General features: G+C 62.7%; 18 protein-coding genes and 2 tRNA genes. 12 read left to right on the forward strand and 8 right to left on the reverse strand.

Annotated elements, in window-relative coordinates; genetic code table 11:
• Positions 1-13: 13 nt before the first annotated feature.
• The 4 genes from lptG to LC060_RS07435 all read right to left on the reverse strand — a co-directional run bounded on the left by lptG (position 14) and on the right by LC060_RS07435 (position 3,556).
• Entirely contained in the window at positions 14-1,111 is a 1,098-nt protein-coding gene (gene lptG / locus LC060_RS07420; protein ID WP_226634103.1) for an LPS export ABC transporter permease LptG, read from the reverse strand.
• 1 nt (position 1,112) lies between these two features.
• A complete protein-coding gene (lptF, locus tag LC060_RS07425; RefSeq protein ID WP_226634104.1) occupies positions 1,113-2,351 on the reverse strand; it encodes an LPS export ABC transporter permease LptF in 1,239 nt (412 codons plus the stop codon).
• A gap of 252 nt (positions 2,352-2,603) precedes the next feature.
• Positions 2,604-2,990: an ATP-dependent Clp protease adapter ClpS gene (gene clpS / locus LC060_RS07430; RefSeq protein ID WP_213503289.1), complete on the reverse strand. Its 387-nt coding sequence runs from the start codon at positions 2,988-2,990 to the stop codon at positions 2,604-2,606.
• Between the two features lie 134 nt (positions 2,991-3,124).
• Positions 3,125-3,556, reverse strand: a complete 432-nt coding sequence (locus tag LC060_RS07435; RefSeq protein WP_226634106.1) for a phasin family protein — start codon at positions 3,554-3,556, stop codon at positions 3,125-3,127.
• Between LC060_RS07435 and LC060_RS07440 the strand changes: the two genes are divergently transcribed.
• On the forward strand, positions 3,555-4,100 hold the full coding sequence (locus LC060_RS07440) for a hypothetical protein (RefSeq protein WP_226634108.1): 546 nt from the start codon (positions 3,555-3,557) through the stop codon (positions 4,098-4,100). The two genes, LC060_RS07435 and LC060_RS07440, sit on opposite strands and share 2 nt — an antisense overlap.
• Before the next feature lie 185 nt (positions 4,101-4,285).
• On the opposite strand, the gene LC060_RS07445 is transcribed toward LC060_RS07440, so the two are convergent.
• Complete coding sequence (locus LC060_RS07445) at positions 4,286-6,163, reverse strand: PHA/PHB synthase family protein (protein WP_226634110.1); 1,878 nt, start codon at positions 6,161-6,163, stop codon at positions 4,286-4,288.
• 234 nt (positions 6,164-6,397) lie between these two features.
• Here LC060_RS07445 and LC060_RS07450 point away from each other — a divergent pair, with 234 nt between their 5' ends.
• Positions 6,398-7,600: an LL-diaminopimelate aminotransferase gene (locus tag LC060_RS07450; RefSeq protein ID WP_226634112.1), complete on the forward strand. Its 1,203-nt coding sequence runs from the start codon at positions 6,398-6,400 to the stop codon at positions 7,598-7,600.
• Positions 7,601-7,726: 126 nt separating this feature from the next.
• A complete protein-coding gene (locus LC060_RS07455; protein WP_226634114.1) occupies positions 7,727-8,491 on the forward strand; it encodes a winged helix-turn-helix domain-containing protein in 765 nt (254 codons plus the stop codon).
• Positions 8,492-8,582: 91 nt separating this feature from the next.
• Here LC060_RS07455 and LC060_RS07460 read toward each other — a convergent pair whose 3' ends face one another.
• Positions 8,583-9,104: a molybdenum cofactor guanylyltransferase gene (locus LC060_RS07460; protein WP_226634116.1), complete on the reverse strand. Its 522-nt coding sequence runs from the start codon at positions 9,102-9,104 to the stop codon at positions 8,583-8,585.
• A 224-nt stretch (positions 9,105-9,328) separates the two neighbouring features.
• Between LC060_RS07460 and LC060_RS07465 the strand changes: the two genes are divergently transcribed.
• The 5 genes from LC060_RS07465 to LC060_RS07485 all read left to right on the forward strand — a co-directional run bounded on the left by LC060_RS07465 (position 9,329) and on the right by LC060_RS07485 (position 12,953).
• A tRNA-Cys gene (locus LC060_RS07465) sits at positions 9,329-9,402 on the forward strand.
• Between the two features lie 162 nt (positions 9,403-9,564).
• Positions 9,565-10,815: a tyrosine-type recombinase/integrase gene (locus tag LC060_RS07470; protein WP_226634118.1), complete on the forward strand. Its 1,251-nt coding sequence runs from the start codon at positions 9,565-9,567 to the stop codon at positions 10,813-10,815.
• Positions 10,816-10,843: 28 nt separating this feature from the next.
• Entirely contained in the window at positions 10,844-11,359 is a 516-nt protein-coding gene (locus LC060_RS07475) for a hypothetical protein (protein ID WP_226634120.1), read from the forward strand.
• Between the two features lie 431 nt (positions 11,360-11,790).
• Complete coding sequence (locus tag LC060_RS07480; protein ID WP_226634126.1) at positions 11,791-12,672, forward strand: ArdC family protein; 882 nt, start codon at positions 11,791-11,793, stop codon at positions 12,670-12,672.
• Positions 12,669-12,953, forward strand: a complete 285-nt coding sequence (locus tag LC060_RS07485) for an RNA polymerase sigma factor (RefSeq protein WP_226634128.1) — start codon at positions 12,669-12,671, stop codon at positions 12,951-12,953. Before LC060_RS07480 ends, LC060_RS07485 begins: the two co-directional genes overlap by 4 nt.
• Positions 12,954-13,013: 60 nt before the next feature.
• Here the strand turns inward: LC060_RS07485 and LC060_RS07490 are convergent, their stop codons facing one another.
• Positions 13,014-13,229, reverse strand: a complete 216-nt coding sequence (locus tag LC060_RS07490; protein ID WP_413465102.1) for a helix-turn-helix transcriptional regulator — start codon at positions 13,227-13,229, stop codon at positions 13,014-13,016.
• Positions 13,230-13,675: 446 nt separating this feature from the next.
• On the opposite strand from LC060_RS07490, the gene LC060_RS07495 reads away from it, so the two are divergent.
• The 4 genes from LC060_RS07495 (at position 13,676) to LC060_RS07510 (ending at position 15,802) form a co-directional block, all read left to right on the forward strand.
• Positions 13,676-13,754, forward strand: a tRNA-OTHER gene (locus tag LC060_RS07495).
• A 181-nt stretch (positions 13,755-13,935) separates the two neighbouring features.
• On the forward strand, positions 13,936-14,940 hold the full coding sequence (locus LC060_RS07500; protein WP_226634130.1) for an SDH family Clp fold serine proteinase: 1,005 nt from the start codon (positions 13,936-13,938) through the stop codon (positions 14,938-14,940).
• A gap of 2 nt (positions 14,941-14,942) precedes the next feature.
• Positions 14,943-15,158, forward strand: coding sequence for a hypothetical protein (locus LC060_RS07505; RefSeq protein WP_226634132.1), 216 nt, complete (start codon positions 14,943-14,945; stop codon positions 15,156-15,158).
• A gap of 371 nt (positions 15,159-15,529) precedes the next feature.
• Complete coding sequence (locus LC060_RS07510) at positions 15,530-15,802, forward strand: hypothetical protein (RefSeq protein ID WP_226634134.1); 273 nt, start codon at positions 15,530-15,532, stop codon at positions 15,800-15,802.
• A gap of 133 nt (positions 15,803-15,935) precedes the next feature.
• Here the strand turns inward: LC060_RS07510 and LC060_RS07515 are convergent, their stop codons facing one another.
• Complete coding sequence (locus tag LC060_RS07515; RefSeq protein WP_226634135.1) at positions 15,936-16,511, reverse strand: hypothetical protein; 576 nt, start codon at positions 16,509-16,511, stop codon at positions 15,936-15,938.
• Positions 16,512-16,737: the final 226 nt, after the last annotated feature.

Here is a 16,737-nt window from a genome sequence, read left to right on the forward strand (position 1 = left end):
ATCTGTACTGGTTCTATTCTTCGGTCCGCACCAGCACCGCCTCGCCGATAAGAGCGAAGAGGACGAACGGCGCCCAGGCCGCAACTAGCGGGGGGTAGCCACCGAAGTTGCCCATCGCGAGCGCCGCGTTGTCGAGTACGAAGTAGGCAAAGCCAAGTGCCATGCCCGCGATCGAGCGGATCAGGAGTTGCCCCGAACGGGCCAGGCCAAAGCCTGCCACCGCGCCCAGAAGCGGCATCAGGATCGAGGCCATGGGCCCGGAAATCTTGTGCCACCAGGCCGCTTCGAGCGAGCTTGTCCGGCGCCCGGCGACGCGCAGCGCCTCGATCGAGGTGCTGAGCGTGAAGATGTCCTGCGAATTGGCATCGACCTTGGACAGCGTCACCTTGCCCGGCGACACGTCCTTGGCGACGATCACCGCGGGGACCTGCGTGGTCGTGGTGGTCTCCACCTCGAAGACGGTCGCGTTCGTCATCTTCCAGCCCGGATTGGCGTAAGTCGCGCGATCCGCGCGCACCTGCTGGACGATCATGTCATTCTCATCGCGCGCGTAGAAGGTGACGCCGTTGAGGATCAGGCCCGCCCCCTCGCCCGTCATCGTGCGCGCGGTCATCAGGTCCTGCCCATCGGCGAGGTAGATGTTGCTGCGCACGCCCGAATCCTCGGGCACCGGGCCATAGTCGACCGAGCTCCAGGCATCGAGCGTGGCCGTCGCACGGGTCACCACCCGCTCGTTGAAGACAAAACTGATCCCGGCGATCACCGTCGCGCTCATCAGGAGCGGCGCCAGGATCTGGTGCGCGGAGAGCCCCGCCGCCTTCATCGAGATGACTTCGCTGTTCTGGTTGAGCGTGGCCAGCGTGATGATCGTCGCCAGCAGCACCGAATAGGGCAGGAAGCGCGCGATCAGCTGCGGCACGCGCAGCGAGACGTAGTAGAGAAGCTGCGATTCGCCATTGCTGGGATAGGCCAGGATGTCGCCGCTCTCCCCCAGGAGGTCGAGCACCTGGAGCACCAGGACCAGCATCACCAGCATGGCCGCGATGCGGGTCACGAAGAGGCGCGCAAGATAGAGCGTCAGCGTGCGCGAGGGGAAGAATTCCAACTGCATCTCAATTCTGGTCCTGCGGCTCGGGCAGGACCGGGCCGTGGCTGCGACGACGGCGGCGCAGAAGCGACTTCAGGCGCTTTGTGAGCATCTCGAAGCCCTTCTCCAGCCAGCCGATGGCCTGGCCGCCGGGTACGTAGGCCACGCGGTAATACATCCACAGGATCAGCCCGGCGAGCACGAGGAACGGTCCCCAAAGACCGATCACCGGATCGATCCGGCCGAGCGCGGCGACGTCGCTCGCGTACTGGTTGACCTTGTGGTAGGCGACGATGATCACGATCGACACGAACAGGCCGAGCGAGGAGGTCGAGCGCTTGGGCGGGATCGCGAGCGCCACGGCCAGCAGCGGCAGCAGCAGCATCATCACCACCTCGACCATGCGGTAGTTGAAGTTGGCCTTGCTGGAGGCGCGCTCCTCGGCGGTCTGCGGACTGTCCTTGTTCCAGCCCAGCTGCATCAGTTCGGGCAGCAGGTACTCGCGGCTCTGACCGCCGCGCTGGCGGAAGTTCTCGATCGCGGGCAGGTCGATCGGCAGGTCGTGCCGGGTAAAGGAGAGGACGCGCGGCGCATCGCCGGGCATGTCCTGGATGATCTGACCGTTTTCAAGACGCAGGATGATCGTGTCGGGCGAGCCCTGGAGCGCCATGAAGCGGCCCTCGCGCGCCGAGATTGAAAGCACCTGGCCCTTGGAGTTGGCAACGCGCGCGAAGATACCCATGAGGCGGCGTCCCTCATCCTCGCTGGCATCGATGCGCAGGGCAATGCGGTCCTCCAGCGTGGTGAACTCACCGACCTTGATCGAGGCGCCGAGCGCGCCCGACTGCAGCTCGTAGTTGAGCTCTTCGTAGTAGTAGCGCGAGAGCGGCTGGAGGTAGCCGACGATGGCGAAGTTCACCCCCACCAGCACCAGCGTGATCATGTAGGGCACACGCAGCATGCGGGTGTAGCTGAGGCCCACCGCACGCATCACGTCGAGTTCGCTCGAAGTCGCGAGCTTGCGGAAGGCGAGCAGGATGCCGAGCATGAGGCCGAGCGGGATCGCCAGGCTCGCATACTCGGGCAGCATGTTGACGAGAAGCTTGAAGACAACGCCCACCGGACCGCCTTCGGTTGCCACGAAGTCGAACAGGCGCAGCATCTTGTCGAGCACCAGCAGCGAGGCGGCGAGCACGAAGATGCCCAGCATCGGCATGAGCACGAGGCGCAGGATATAGCGGTCTATGGCGTTCAGAAATTTCACGTAGTCGTCATCACAGCGCCGGGTTCGCCATGGGCCTTAACGGCTCGTTCGCCTCGGGAAAAGCGAATTGTCGAGCCCGCTGCGCGCGCCGCGATGCGTTCCAGGCAAAAGGGATGTACACGGGAGGCATGTCGAGAACCCCGAAAGGGAAAGGACATGTCCAACGAACGTGCGCCGCGCGCGTTCCCTGCCCCACGCGTGCGGCCATACCCAGCGAGGCCAAACCGCACGAGAACTGGGAAACCTGGCCGCTCAGGCCTTTTCCAGCGTGCACTGGAGCGGATGCTGGTTCTGCCGGGCGAAATCCATCACCTGGTTCACCTTGGTTTCCGCGATTTCATAGGGGAAGATCCCGCAGACGCCGACACCCTTCTGGTGGACGTGAAGCATCACGCGGGTGGCCTGCTCGAGGTCCATGTGGAAGAAGCGTTTGAGGACCATCACGACGAACTCCATCGGCGTGTAGTCGTCATTCAGCATCAGGACCTTGAACTGGCTCGGCTTCTTGGGCTTGGCACGCGTCTTGGTAGCGATGCCGACCTGATCGTCGTCACCTGTACCGGGTCCGTCCTCCCCCGCCCCGGTGGCGACAAGAGGGGATACGCGGTGCAACAGGGAATCGTCGAAGGGGTAAGCCATAGAGCCTGAATATCGCAAAGGGAGCCTCTTTCTACAAGACGCTCCCTTGGCCGGGTCCGAGTATATGCGCCACGGCGAGAGGGGGACACGGCCAAAACCCCATCCCCGTCAAGCCGTTAGCGTAAAAGGCGTGATCAGGCCGAAGTGGCCTTGCGCGCCTTTTCCATGGCCATGCTGACGCGGCCCGAAAGCGGGGCGAAGGCATCGCTCATCAGCTTGAGCATGGCTTCGCTGTTCTTCGAGCTGGTCGCCACGGCGGTGTCGAAGTTCTTGCGGACCATGTCGCCCTGGAGCTTGAAGAAGTCGGTCGGCGACTTGGCGGCGGCGAGTTCCTTGATGTCCCCCGACATGGTCTCGAACGCCGAGCGTCCTTCGGTGACCATTTCCGAACCGAAGCTCTGCATGCCCTCGGCAAAGATCTTGCCCGATTCCATCATTGCTTCGACGTTACCCTTGGTGAAATCGGATGCTTCGCCCATCATCGACGTACCCTTCTCAAAGGCTTCCTTGGCCTTGCTCTGGGCCTGTGCCATCGCGTCCTGGAAGCTGGTGAAGTTAGCGCTCATGTCCATTGTCGTATCCTCGAGCATGAAGTTGTTGAGTAGCCCGGCAAACGCGGGAGCAGTTGATGAAGGAGCGGTCTTGGGCGCCGCCTTGGGTTTCGCCACCTTCGGGCTTGCCCCGGCCTTCGCCGGCTTCTCTTCAGCCTTGGTGACAGTCGGTTTCGGCGCGCTGGGAGCGGCCGGTTTCTTGGGCGCGGGCGCGCTCGTCTTAGGAGCAGCTGCAGCCTTCGCCGGAATTTTCGTCGCTGCGGTCTTCTTGGGCGCCGCCTTCCTGGCCACGGGCTTCTTTGCCGCGGGAGCCTTGGGTGCCGGAGCCTTCGGAGCCGGAGCCTTTGCTGCGACCTTGGGGGCCGGAGCGGGTTTTGCCGCAGGTTCCGGGGCGGCTACGGGAGCCGGTGCCACCTTGGTTTCGTCCGCCTTGGCCGAAACATCGACCTTGGGCGCATCTTCGCTTTTCGGAACTTCGTTTTCAGCCATCCCGCGAATCCAGCCTCTCGTGCAGCGTCACGTCCGGAAGATACTCAAAGCATTCGAAAAGCTGCCTTGAAGAGCGTGCCCGAACATCCTTTGTTGCAGTGCACAATACGCTTCAAGCCCCCTGCCGTCAAGGTCGACTGCCTCCAGTTCGCATGCAATCCATCGCATTGCAGCATGGATTGGCGAAGGTGTCAGAAAGTTAACCCATAGCCGGCGCCTCTGGTTCCTTCACCCGGTGAATTGAAGGGCGTGCGCTCAGCGAGCCATCACGTAGCGACCGGGCGCATCCTCGAGCACCGTATCCCCGCGCCCGCCCGGACGGCGCTTGCCGCGTGCGGGGACTTCGTCCGGCGTGCGGGCCTGCAGCCATGCAGCCCAGTGCGGCCACCAGCTGCCCTTCGTCTCCGTGGCCCCGGCGATGAATTCGGAGAGGTCCTGCACATCGCTGCCATTGGTCCAGTACTGGTACTTGTTGGCCGAGGGCGGATTGACCACGCCCGCGATGTGCCCGGAGCCGGCCAGCAGGAAGGTCCAGTCCCCGGCAAGGTAGCGGGTCAGCTTCCACACGCTTTCGGGCGGCGCGATGTGATCCTCGCGGCCCGCCTGGATGTAGCAGGGCGTGACGATGCGGTGCAGGTCGATCGGCTCGCCCAGCGCCTTGAGCGAATCCGGCACGACCAGCCGGTTGTCGCGATAGAGATCGCGCAGGTAGTCCTGATGCCAGCGCGCCGGCAGATTGGTCACATCCCCGTTCCAGTGGAGCAAATCGAAGGCGGGATGCGCCTCGCCCTTCAGGTAGTTCTTCTCGACGTAGTTCCAGATGAGGTCGTTGCCGCGCAGCAGGTTGAAGGTCGCGGCCAGGTAGCGCCCGTCAAGATAGCCCTCGGGCGAGAGCAGCGCGAGATTGTCGATCTGCTGGCTGTCGACGAAGTTCTTGAGGTCGCCCGCCTCCTCGAAATCGACCTGGGCTGTAAAGAAGGTGGCGCTCGCCACCTTGTCCGCCTCGCCGCGCCGCGCCAGCAGCGCCAGCGTCGCGGCCAGCGTGGTCCCGGCCACGCAGTAGCCGATGGTGTGGACGGACGGCACCTTGAGGCGCGCGCGCACCAATTCGATCGCCTCGATCTGCGCGGCGATATAATCGTCCCAGACGACGTCGGCCATCGTCTCGTCGGCCGACTTCCAGGACACCATGAACACGGTGATACCCTGCTCGACCGCCCAGCGCACGAAGCTCTTTCGCGCGTTGAGATCGAGGATGTAGAAGCGGTTGATCCACGGAGGGAAGATGACGAGCGGCGTCTCCATGACCTCGTCGGTGGTCGGCGTGTACTGGATCAACTGGAACAGCGGCGTCTCGTGGACCACCTTGCCCGGCGTCACCGCGATGTTCTCGCCCAGCGTGAAGAAGCCCGGCGAGGTGTGCGTGAGCTGCCCCTTGCGCAGGTCCTCCACGAAGTTCTGGAAACCGCGCACCAGGCTCTCGCCCCCGGTGCGGCTGGCCTCGGTCATGGCGACCGGGTTGGTCAGCGGAAAATTGGCCGGGCTCAGCGCATCGACGAGCGCGCGCGTCGCGAACAGAAGCTGCGCCTTGCGCGCAGGCTCCATCCCCTCGGTCGCCTCGGCAAGACCGATGAACTCCTGCCGGAACATGAGGTAAAGCTGGTGGATGAGCGCGAAGAAGGGGGTGGAACGCCACTCCTCGGCCCCGAAGCGCGCATCGCTCAGCGGCAGTTCGGGCGCATCCCCGGCGCCTGCCTCACTGGCGACGTGGGCATGCTCGCCGATGCCGTAGCGCGCGAGCACCGCCTGCGCGAGTTCGAGCCCCTGCGTCCACAGGCGCTGCTGCACCTCGGGCTGCGACAGGGGCAGGAGGCGCATGACCGATTCGAGCGTGCCGATCCACTTGAGCGGATCGCTGAAATGCCCGGCACTGCCCTTGCCGCCGCCCTGGAACTGCTCGACCTGGTAGTCGGTCCAGATGGTCTGCATACGCTCGGCGATCTCGGCCCAATGCACCACGCTTTCGGCGTGCGCGCTGCCCTCCTGGGGCGCCAGGAGCCCGAACAGCTCGGTCATCCCCTTCGTCTGGTTCTGCAGGATCTCGCTCAGAAAATCAGTGGCGTCGTGCGCCATGCGGCCAGCTCCTTCCCCGTCTCTCGCGCTGCGCCCCTCGGGCACTGGGTCCTGTCTGTCTGCGGCATTGCAGCGGACCTGTCGAGGGGCTTTGCACGGGCGCTGCGGCAAACCGCCCCTGCGGCGCGCGCAACAAAATTTGCGCAAGAGACCCATTTGCGTGGGCTTCGTTATCCACTAGAGGGGCGCTAGGCATTCCCGCCGCCCACAGACACGGATTTTAGAAGATAGGTCATGGAAGACGAGTTCTACCGCATCAAGCGCCTGCCGCCCTACGTTATCGCCGAAGTCAACGCGATGCGTCACGCGGCCCGGCGAGCGGGACAGGACATCATTGACCTGGGCATGGGCAACCCCGACCTGCCGCCCCCGCAGCACGTCATCGACAAGCTGTGCGAAGTGGCGCGCAAGCCCGACGCGCACGGCTATTCGCAGTCCAAGGGCATTCCGGGCCTGCGCCGCGCCCAGGCCAACTACTATGGCAACCGCTTCGGCGTCGACGTCGATCCCGAGACCGAAGTCGTCGTCACGATGGGCTCCAAGGAGGGTCTCGCCAGCCTCGCCACCGCGATTACCGCGCCCGGCGACGTGGTCCTGGCCCCCAACCCCAGCTACCCGATCCACACCTTCGGCTTCATCATCGCGGGCGCGACCATCCGCTCGGTGCCGACCACGCCCGACGAGCACTACTGGGAGCAGCTCGACCGCGCGATGGCCTTCACCGTCCCGCGCCCCTCGATCCTGGTGGTGAACTACCCCTCGAACCCGACCGCCGAGACGGTGGACCTCGCCTTCTACGAGCGCCTCGTCGCCTGGGCGAAGGAGAACAAGGTCTGGATCCTGTCCGACCTTGCCTATTCCGAGCTCTACTACGACGGCAATCCGACCCGCTCGATCCTTGAGGTGCCCGGCGCCAAGGACGTCGCGGTGGAGTTCACCTCGATGTCGAAGACTTATTCGATGGCGGGCTGGCGCATGGGCTTTGCGGTGGGCAACGCCAAGCTGATCGCGGCGATGAGCCGCGTGAAGTCCTACCTCGACTACGGTGCCTTCACCCCGATCCAGGCGGCGGCCTGCGCCGCGCTCAACGGCCCGCAGGACATCGTCGAGAAGAACCGCCAGCTCTACCAGAAGCGCCGCGACGTGATGGTCGAGGCCTTCGGCCGCGCCGGATGGGAGATCCCCAGCCCCAAGGCCTCGATGTTCGCCTGGGCGCCGCTCCCCCCCGCGCTCAGGGACATGGGCAGCCTCGAATTCTCCAAGCAACTTCTGACCGAGGCGGAAGTCGCCGTGGCCCCCGGCGTCGGCTATGGCGAGGACGGCGAAGGTTTCGTGCGCATCGCAATGGTTGAGAATGAACAACGCCTGCGCCAGGCCGCGCGCAACATCAAGCGCTTCCTGAACAGCAAGGGCGTCAACAGCACCACAACTTCGTAGAATCATGCGCTTGCGAAGATATAGGTACTGCTACCTGTAATATTTTGCAGTTGTTGCTTCCCCCCATCGCACCCACTGTGCCTTCGAGAGAGACCGCAGTGAAACTTTGCGTTTGGGGGGACACACATGGCGCAGGCCCATAGTACGAAGGTTAACAGTAGAACATTCCGCTGGTTGGGCGCGGAGCCGCTTCCAGCCAGCCACGATCTGCGGATACGGGGCTGGAACCTCGTGGCGTGCGACGGTTCGGCCGAACCCGGTCAGGGCACCCTCAGCCTCATGGATCTCGCTGCCTACGAGGCCCTATGCGAGAGCGAAGCGGGCGCCGCGTTGAGCTGGACCTGCAGGAAATCGATCATGGTGATCGATGTCGATTCGAGCCGGGCGCGCGCCGACCTGCTCCACGTCGGCATCGGCGATGCCATTCCGGCAGATGTCTGCCTCGAGGAACTCGACGCGCGGGGGCGACTGCTGCTGGAAGCGGTCAAGAGCCTTCCGCGCGTGCGCCGCATCGGTCGCCTTCACCTCGACCTACTCGCGCGCGAAGGCTACCACGAAGACACCCCGCTCAATCTCAATCCGCGGGAATTCGCCCTGATCTGGCGACTGGCGGAGAACATCGATCGACCGGTCAGCAAGCAATCGCTGATCCACGATGTGTGGCGCATGGGGTTTGTGCCCGAGACGAACAGCATCGCGGTGCATATGTCGCGCCTGCGCCGCAAGCTTGCGCATGTCGGCATCCGCGACCTGATCGAGACGATCCCGGGCGGCGGCTATTCGCTGCGCAACCCGCAGACGCATGGCCTTTCCCGCGACGAGAGCCGGAGCGCAGGCACGTACTCCAGGCCACATGCCATGTCGTCGGCAAGCCCGAGCCTGACGAACTGACACCAGACCGTGATGTCCCTGTCCATGGGCTCCCCCGGCCCCCTGGACAGCACATCACCTACCTCGCCCCGAGACATACAAACCCATCTGCTCAGCGCGGCAAGAGCGCGGCCAGGTCCTCCGGCGTATTGACGTTGGCCAACGGCCCCTCGCAGGCGACCGCGCGCGCCCCGATACTCTCGGCCAGACGCCGCATCGAGCGGCGCCCCTCTCCCATCAGGATCGCATCTGCCGCCGCGAACGCCGCGACGGGCCAATGCCCGATCACCGGTTGGTCCAGGAGGAAGGCGGGCGCGGGCGAAAGCCGGGCCAGCAGGTCGTCGGGCAGAAGCGGACAATCCACCGGCGCGCTGAGAACGGAGGCAAACGCCTGCTCTTGCGCGTGCCGCAAGGCCCCGGCAAGACCCGCCAGAGGCCCCATCCCGGCGCGCGGCCAATCGGGAAGAACCGCCACGGGCGCATCCTCCCGGCCCACGACGACAACCTCGTCACACCACGCCTGCAACTGCGCGACCGCTCTTTCCAGCAGGCTTTCGCCCGCAAAGCGCGCCAGCGCCTTGTCCGTGCCGAAACGCCGCGACTGGCCTCCCGCCAGCACCACACCCAGGATCATGCTTGCGCGCTCCTTGCCGCCCACACACGTTATGTGCCCTGTCACGATGGCGCAGCCGCCCCCGCGCGTGCAAGCCTCCCGCCCCACCAACGCGCGGTACATGGCCCGAAAAACCGGCATTTGCACAGGAACCTGCGAAAGAATTCGACCCAGCATCGTTTTCGCGCCGAAAAGCCATTGCGCAAGCCGCCATCCGTTGTTACTGGCGCTTCCTCCACACCGAAGGCCCGATGGCGGAGTGGTGACGCAGCGGACTGCAAATCCGTATACGCCGGTTCGATTCCGGCTCGGGCCTCCATTTTTGCTTCTCAGCAGGTCTGAAAGCACCCCAAAACTGGCTGTTTTCTGCGGTTTTTGAGTGGTATTATGGCTCCGTCAGGTTCGGGCCATTTCACTAAATCTCACCAAAATGATGGTAGATTTGATGGTTGTCCCGCCAAAGTAATCGGGAGCTACCATCATGTCCTACGGAAACCGGCAGAAATCCGGGCTAAATGCGGCCTGTGTGTCGCGTGCAAAACCCAGGGACAAGGCCTACAAGCTCAGCGACCGCGACGGGCTCTATCTACAGATCGAACCGAGCGGCACCAAGTCCTGGAGAATGAACTACCGCATTCTCGGAAAACAGAAAACTATCAACTTCGGCCGTTGGCCTGAGCTGCCTCTGGGCGAAGCGCGGACACGTCTGCTCGACGCAAGGCGCCTCATCGCCGATGGAACGGACCCGATCGAGCAGGCCAAGCTGGAAAAGATCGCAAAGACCCTCGCCGCCTCGCATACGTTTGAGGCCGTTGGGAACGAGTGGCTGGAAAAGATCGGTGCCGAGGGCGCAGCGGCGATGACGATCAAGAAGTCGCGCTGGCTTCTCGCCAAGCTCTATTCCGCGCTCGGCCAGCGTCCGATTGCCGAAATCACTCCGCATGAGCTGCTCCTCGCGCTCAAGAAGATCGAGGCCTCGAAGCGGTACGACACCGCCAATCGCGCGCGCACTGCCGCCAGCCAGGTCTTTCGTTATGCGATCGCGACCGCCCGTGCCGAGCGCGATATCGCTACGGACCTGCGCGGCGCGCTTATCACTCCGAAAACGACCCACCGGGCTGCGATTACCACACCGGTCGAGGCCGGTGCACTCCTGCGCACCATCGACACCTACGACGGCTATGCCCTCACTCGAACCGCGCTGCGTTTGCTCGCGCACGTCTTCGTCCGTCCAGGCGAACTGCGCTGGGCCGAATGGAAGGAGTTCGACCTCAAGAAGCGGGTCTGGACGATCCCGGCCCACAAGATGAAGATGCGACGCCCTCATGCCGTTCCACTGTCGCTTCAGGTGCTGGGCATCTTGAACGAGATTGAGCACGACGCCGATTACAGCCCCTTCCTTTTCCCTTCGCTGCGCTCCGTCGAGCGCCCCATGTCGGACAACACGATCAACGCCGCGCTCCGGCGGCTCGGCTACGGCAAGGACGAAATGACCGGCCACGGGTTTCGGGCGCTGGCCGCAACCCTGCTCAACGAAATGGGCTGCTGGAATCCCGATGCGATCGAACGCCAGCTCGCCCATGCCGATGGCAATTCCATTCGCCGCGCCTATGCGCGCGGCCAGTACTGGGACGAGCGCGTTCGCATGATGCAGCACTGGTCGGACCATATCGACCAGCTGCGCGACGGGGCGACGGTTCTGCGACCCAAGTTTGGCCATAGCGGGTCATGAACGACCGACGTGAATGTGGCCTAGCTACATGCACGTTCACGAGTTAACAGTAGAAATGTTAAATCGCTCGCGGAACCGAGAACTCAGTTATGAGAAAGATGCATATTGCGATGCCGGCCTCACTTCTAGCTGTCAGCCTCAGGAAGCCGACAATCCTGTAGAAAACAACTCCTCGTCAGCGCCAGACGATACCCCAACGCCCGTGGCACGACTTAATGCCGATGACCTTGTGCGCGTTTGTAAGGCTGGTCAGGCCTTCACTGTTGGACGCGCGACCGAAGGCATGGCAGCGTCACTCTCGACAGATGGCCTCGTCCGTCTCAGCTATACCCGCGACGACGGCAAACATTTTGACTACGATTGCATGGTCAGAGGCGATGTCATTCGCACGCGGATGATTGATGAAGGAGGCCCGGGAACAGGTCCCGGAGCTTGGTCTGGGCGTGGATCCACGACTACCTTCAGCGCTCTCACTCCAACCTCCGTCCACATCAAGGACGTGTATTTCGATGGTTCGGTGGACGAAGGCACGATCGAATTCTGAACACAGATCGACGCGATTATAGGGACAACTGCGTCCCAGCCCTGACGGCCTGACCGCGCTCTACTTCCGCTGCCGCTCCAGCCGAGCCACCTTGCGGCGTCTCGTCGGCATAGCCGTCACGATCGCATGACGCGTTTCGCCCCGCCTTGGACGGGCCGGGCGGGCTGCTCTTCGCATCCCGCCAATGGTCGCCGCGCGTGAGGCGCGGCGGCGTTGAGCCTTGACGGCTCCGTAGTGGCGGGGGGGGGCGTCGCGGCCCTCTAGCCCCGCCTCGACGGCGCGCAACCCGTTCGCTGCGCTGCCGGGTGCTCCTCTTTGTTTCGCCCCTTCGGGTGCGCCCCGCCTTTAGCCGGCGGAGCTTCTGGTCTGCTCCTGCCGCCCCCCGCCACCCTGGCGCCGGTCAATGGCGGTTGAGGAAAGGAGCAGGAGTTATGGCCGACCGTCAGAGCCTTTATGGCGATGTGACCGCACGTGTGATCGCCGAGCTGGAAGAAGGACGCCTTCCGTGGGTACAGCCTTGGGACAAGGCCCGGTGTGCATGCACGATGCCGCACAACGCGGTGTCAGGACGGGTGTACTCCGGAATTAATGTGCTGATCTTGTGGTGCGAGGCGGTGGAGCGTCAGTTCACGTCGCAGCGCTGGCTTACCTACAAGCAGGCCGAGAAGGCAGGCGGGCATGTCCGGCGGGGCGAGAAAGGCACTGTCATTTGCTATGCCGACCGCTTCACCCCCAAGGACGAGGCCGCAAAAGCTGCAGGCGAGGACCGCGAGGCGCGCACGATTGCCTTCCTGAAGCGCTTCACGGTGTTCAATCTCGATCAGATCGAGGGGCTGCCCGAACAGTATACGGAAGAACCGGTGGTGCCTGATCCCGTGATCACGATAGCCGAAGTGGACAAGCTGGTTACCGCCAGCGGTGCCGACTTCCGGATCGGTGGGAGCGAAGCGTTCTATTCACCCAAGCAAGACTATGTGCAGGTGCCCCCGCAGGCCGCCTTCCATGATCCGGTAAACTGGTTTCGCACGGCGCTGCACGAGCTTGGCCATTGGGCTGGCGGCAAGGGACGGCTGGAGCGCAATCAGAGCGGCAAGTTCGGTTCAGCCTTGTACGCCAAGGAGGAACTGGTCGCGGAAATGACCTCGGCGTTTGCCTGCGCGTCGCTGGGCATCGAGCCCACGGTTCGCCATTCCGATTACATTGGGGCGTGGCTTGAAGTGCTGCGCGCTGACGAGAAGGCGATCTTCCGGGCGGCAAGTGCAGCCAGCAAGGGCGCCGACTACCTCCTTGCTTTCGGGGAGGACGTGGCATGATGCGGCGTTTCTACCAGCTGGAGCAGGCTATCCGCGAAGCGTTCCTGCGCGATGCCTTCCCCGAGTACGAGGATCCGCAGTTGCGGCGGGTGGCGCGGGCCGTTCATTCGCTGCCGCGCTTCCACCGTCAGCTGTTCTGCCTCGTGCGCTACGAGAACTGGTCCTACGACGAGATCGCCGCGCGCTTCGACATCAGCGTGCGCAGGGTGGAGATCGAGATGGGGCGCGCGATTGCCATGATTAGCCTGTCGCTGGATCGGCAAAAGCGCAAGGGCTGGTGAGCAAACGGGCGCGCCCGCTGCGGCGGGCGCGCCTGGTTCTTACTGGATTGGGATGGCTGCTCATGCCTTGGGCGGGAAATCTTCGACCGAGTAGAAGATGGGATTGCGCATCCATTCGGTGACGGCGCTTTCGCGCCACCCGCAGCATCGTTCGGCGAGGCGCACTTGCCTGGGAAAGGTCCCGCTCTGAATCTTGCGGTAGAGGGTCGCGCGGGAAAGGCCCGTACGGTCGAGCACATCGCCGAGGCGAAGAAAGCGGTCAGGGGGCGTCATCATGTTCATGTGGCATGTCCTCCGATTTGGTGAGGTGGACTGGCCGGCCACGAACAAGAATGGGCCAAAACGAGCCCGGATCAAGGGTATGCGGCACTGGCTGAAGCGCAGAACCTGGCGAAGTGAACGATCCGGGACGTCTAAGGACGGTTGGGGACGAACGAAAAAATATTCCGCCAGAATTTCCATTTTGACGTTCTGCTCGCAAGCCGTCTCAACAGGCATCGGGAGCCACCCGATATACCGAATATCTGGCCGAATCACTCAACGTAGGGCAACGATGGATGGACGGCAGGGCTGCATTCGCGCACCGCAAAAGTGATTTCGATCCAGGCCATAAGCCCACCTTTGAATGGCGTGTTGGGGCCGGTTGCCGTCCGACCGGTTCGGAGGAGCCAGTCCGCCAAAGGCGACATTGCCGCTTCGGCCTAGCCTGGTTAGAAGGTCCTGCCAGCGTGACGGAATTGGTAGACGTATCGCAACAGCGATCCCGGAAGCGGGTGCGGGTTCGATCCCCTGCCGCTGGCATCTAGCCTGGGCCGGTAGGCGACAGTCCGCATTTGAGATTGCGGATCACGAAGCGGACGGAAGATTATTTTCCGACAGCGGCTATGGGGCCACTAAGTGTTACCTGCGCGGGCTGAATTTGTGCTTTCCTACTTGAAGCTCTCGTTATATGTCGGTTTGACAAAGCGAGGGGGGACAGCGCTTGGCTGGTTATGACGCGCGTAAATCAATCTACGAGCAAATCGAAGCGTCGCGTGAGAGCCGAGTTCTAGCTTATGTCACAGGCGATCGCCCCGGAGCAGAGACGCAAGTCTCTCCCGAGATTGTAGACTTGTTCGTCGACCATCTCGACGCGATCTGGCCGACCAAGCGGATTTCACTGATCCTATACACGAATGGCGGTGATACAGCGGCCGCATGGCGGCTTATCAATCTGATCCGCACATTCTGTGATGAGTTGGAAGTGATCGTCCCCGTTAAGGCGTTGAGCGCAGGAACGCTCATATGCCTTGGGGCAAATAAGATCGTTATGACAAAGCAGGCCACCCTTGGCCCGATCGACCCCAGCTTGAACAGTCCGCTTGGCCCGATCGTTCCCGGCGGGAATCCGAACCATCGTGCGCCGGTGAGCGTGGAGGCCGTGCAGGGCTACCTTGACGTCGCGATCAACGAACTGAAAATCACCGATGGTGCGGCCCTCGCCGGAATCTGGACTAATCTCTCAGAGAAAATTCACCCGTTGGTGCTTGGCCAGATATTCCGAACCCGTCAGCAAATTAGAACGCTTGCGCGGAGACTGTTGGAATTCCAGAAGACGGAAGCCGATGTGATTGACCGGATAGTGTCGTTCCTGTGCAGCGAATCAGGGAGCCACGATCACACAATCAATCGGCGTGAAGCGCGCGGCCTCGGCTTGGCCGTCGAGAACCCCAGTCAGGAACTTTACGAGATTTTAAAGGCTTTGCAGCAGGACTACGTTGAATCTTTGTCGCTGCGGACGCCGTTCAATCTGGATACACTACTTGCGGGTCAGCAGCAGGCGGACTATGCGACGCCGCGCGCACTGATCGAAAGCAGTGCATTCGGCAGTCACCAGTTTGTCTCGGAAGGCACCGTGTCGCGAATTGAGGTCCCCAATCCGATGGGACCGCCCCAAGTGGGTATCCAAGACATGAGGCGTTTCGAGGGATGGCGCAAGGAGGCATGACCATGACGCATCAGGCGAGCAGCTTTAACACTACGGACGTAAGCTATATTCGTCATTGCACTGCGGCTGCTGACAACCCGTTCTATCCCACGACGGCTGCGCCGGACTCCCTTGCGTCGTTAATGCGTGGCCATATCGTCGTGCGCGCTGCTGACACACCGATCTCCATTCCCTTCGCGGTTGAAGAAGTTACCGGATATTATCGTCGCGCGGGGTGATTCTGCTCACTCGCCTGCCGCATCCCCACATAGGACTGAAACGGCACAAGCTGCTACACCGTTCCACCTGACTGTCCGTAAAGGCGTTGCCCGTGGCCGCACGCATCGGAGTGGCCGCCACCTTGGACACGTCGGAAATGAGGCCAGCATAGGATCGACGCCGATCCGGCGTACGCCCTTGCCGTTCTGCGGCGGGTCAGGGTGGGCCTAGCCATGGCGTCGGCTTAATAGCTATCTCGAACCAATGTCCGGTTCGGAGCCAGTGCAAACGGCGATAGAATGGCTTAAAGGGGCGCGTAGCTGCCAAGGGCAAACGCAGGCGTTGCAGTTACCGTTCGCGCTGGTAAGCTGCCAGCGTGCCACACGAATTCATGATCGCCGTCACCGCAATTTTGTTATCGGTGTTCGTGGGCTGCTTCCGCCCAGGCCCACTTAGGATGGTCTTGATCTTCGTCCTATGGCTGGCACCGCTTTGGTTCGCGCTGTGGTTCACCGCTAACTACTCTGCCGACATTTCTTCGGAATTCGGGGCATGGTGGGCTTACCTGGCATTCACTCCATTGATCCTTGCGATCTGGGCTGTCGTGACCCTATTCCCTTTCATGCTCGCCAAACGGCTGCTGGAAATCCAGCGTCAGAATTGATGGTAAACCCGCTGACTGCTCGGCTCGGTCAGTAGCGCAAAGCGGATGGTCGGCATCCTGGGCCGCGATTGCGACCACCAAAGGTCATGAAAGGGCGCGAAACAGAACGGTTCCGCGCCTTGTTCTCCCAGGATCAAGAAGGCCTACCCCGCGATCGCGCATGCCCCGTCACATGACACACATGATCGACGAGCCGGCAGACCAACGCACGAACCGTGTCCGGCGTAAACCCGCCATCGTCCGGCAACTGCCCGCCAGCCACATTCTGCTGGTTCCATTTCCAGTACGGCGAGAGCACCTGCATCAACCGCTCCGTCTCGGGGCAATCATAGCCGAACGCCGTGACGTTCGCGTAAGCCAGCGAACGGTCGACATGCAGGCCGACATGCCGCGCGCACCAGCTGTCCGGAAAACCCACATCGAGCAGATGCGAGGACAGCGCCAGCTGCGTTACGATCCCGGCGGTGTAGAGAAAATACGGCCAGTCGCTCCGGCCATTGGGTTCGAGCCCGTGCATGAATTCCAGCGCCCGTTCGTAACGCGCCCGGCTGAGACTGCGCCCTTCCTGGGTTCGCAGCAATCGAACGGGCTGGGCTCCGTAAATCTTCCAGAGCGCAGCGAGTGCGGAATTGTCGTTTGGCAAGGAACGCAGCGCTGCGGAAACAGCGGCGATCTCATCGGGTGAAGCAACAGAAACAAAGCTGTCCATCGGCACCTCCGGGTCCGCATCTGAGCGGTGGAGCGGAAGAGGCGAGACATCATGCGGACCAGTCCCGAACTCCCGCACACTGGGCGCGGGAGCCGCCGGAGCTGGTAACATGCAGATCACATGCGCCGCCGCCTTTCACCCGAAGGTTTGGACATACGCGACGGCACCCCGGAAAACTGTGTCTTCCGAGCTTGATCGATCTGCGGGATTACCAGTCCCGGCGCTG

The sequence above is a fragment of the Novosphingobium profundi genome (assembly GCF_020524485.1).
Lineage (GTDB): Bacteria > Pseudomonadota > Alphaproteobacteria > Sphingomonadales > Sphingomonadaceae > Novosphingobium > Novosphingobium profundi_A.

Excerpts from the sequence above, each read along its gene's own strand:
- lptG (WP_226634103.1), bottom strand. The coding sequence starts at position 1,111 with ATGCAGTTGGAATTCTTCCCCTCGCGCACGCTGACGCTCTATCTTGCG.
- clpS (WP_213503289.1), bottom strand. The coding sequence starts at position 2,990 with ATGGCTTACCCCTTCGACGATTCCCTGTTGCACCGCGTATCCCCTCTT.
- LC060_RS07440 (WP_226634108.1), top strand. The coding sequence starts at position 3,555 with ATGTCCATTGTCGTATCCTCGAGCATGAAGTTGTTGAGTAGCCCGGCA.
- LC060_RS07435 (WP_226634106.1), bottom strand. The coding sequence starts at position 3,556 with ATGAGCGCTAACTTCACCAGCTTCCAGGACGCGATGGCACAGGCCCAG.
- LC060_RS07445 (WP_226634110.1), bottom strand. The coding sequence starts at position 6,163 with ATGGCGCACGACGCCACTGATTTTCTGAGCGAGATCCTGCAGAACCAG.
- LC060_RS07450 (WP_226634112.1), top strand. The coding sequence starts at position 6,398 with ATGGAAGACGAGTTCTACCGCATCAAGCGCCTGCCGCCCTACGTTATC.
- LC060_RS07455 (WP_226634114.1), top strand. The coding sequence starts at position 7,727 with ATGGCGCAGGCCCATAGTACGAAGGTTAACAGTAGAACATTCCGCTGG.
- LC060_RS07460 (WP_226634116.1), bottom strand. The coding sequence starts at position 9,104 with ATGATCCTGGGTGTGGTGCTGGCGGGAGGCCAGTCGCGGCGTTTCGGC.
- LC060_RS07470 (WP_226634118.1), top strand. The coding sequence starts at position 9,565 with ATGTCCTACGGAAACCGGCAGAAATCCGGGCTAAATGCGGCCTGTGTG.
- LC060_RS07475 (WP_226634120.1), top strand. The coding sequence starts at position 10,844 with ATGCACGTTCACGAGTTAACAGTAGAAATGTTAAATCGCTCGCGGAAC.
- LC060_RS07480 (WP_226634126.1), top strand. The coding sequence starts at position 11,791 with ATGGCCGACCGTCAGAGCCTTTATGGCGATGTGACCGCACGTGTGATC.
- LC060_RS07485 (WP_226634128.1), top strand. The coding sequence starts at position 12,669 with ATGATGCGGCGTTTCTACCAGCTGGAGCAGGCTATCCGCGAAGCGTTC.
- LC060_RS07490 (WP_413465102.1), bottom strand. The coding sequence starts at position 13,229 with ATGATGACGCCCCCTGACCGCTTTCTTCGCCTCGGCGATGTGCTCGAC.
- LC060_RS07505 (WP_226634132.1), top strand. The coding sequence starts at position 14,943 with ATGACGCATCAGGCGAGCAGCTTTAACACTACGGACGTAAGCTATATT.
- LC060_RS07510 (WP_226634134.1), top strand. The coding sequence starts at position 15,530 with ATGATCGCCGTCACCGCAATTTTGTTATCGGTGTTCGTGGGCTGCTTC.
- LC060_RS07515 (WP_226634135.1), bottom strand. The coding sequence starts at position 16,511 with ATGGACAGCTTTGTTTCTGTTGCTTCACCCGATGAGATCGCCGCTGTT.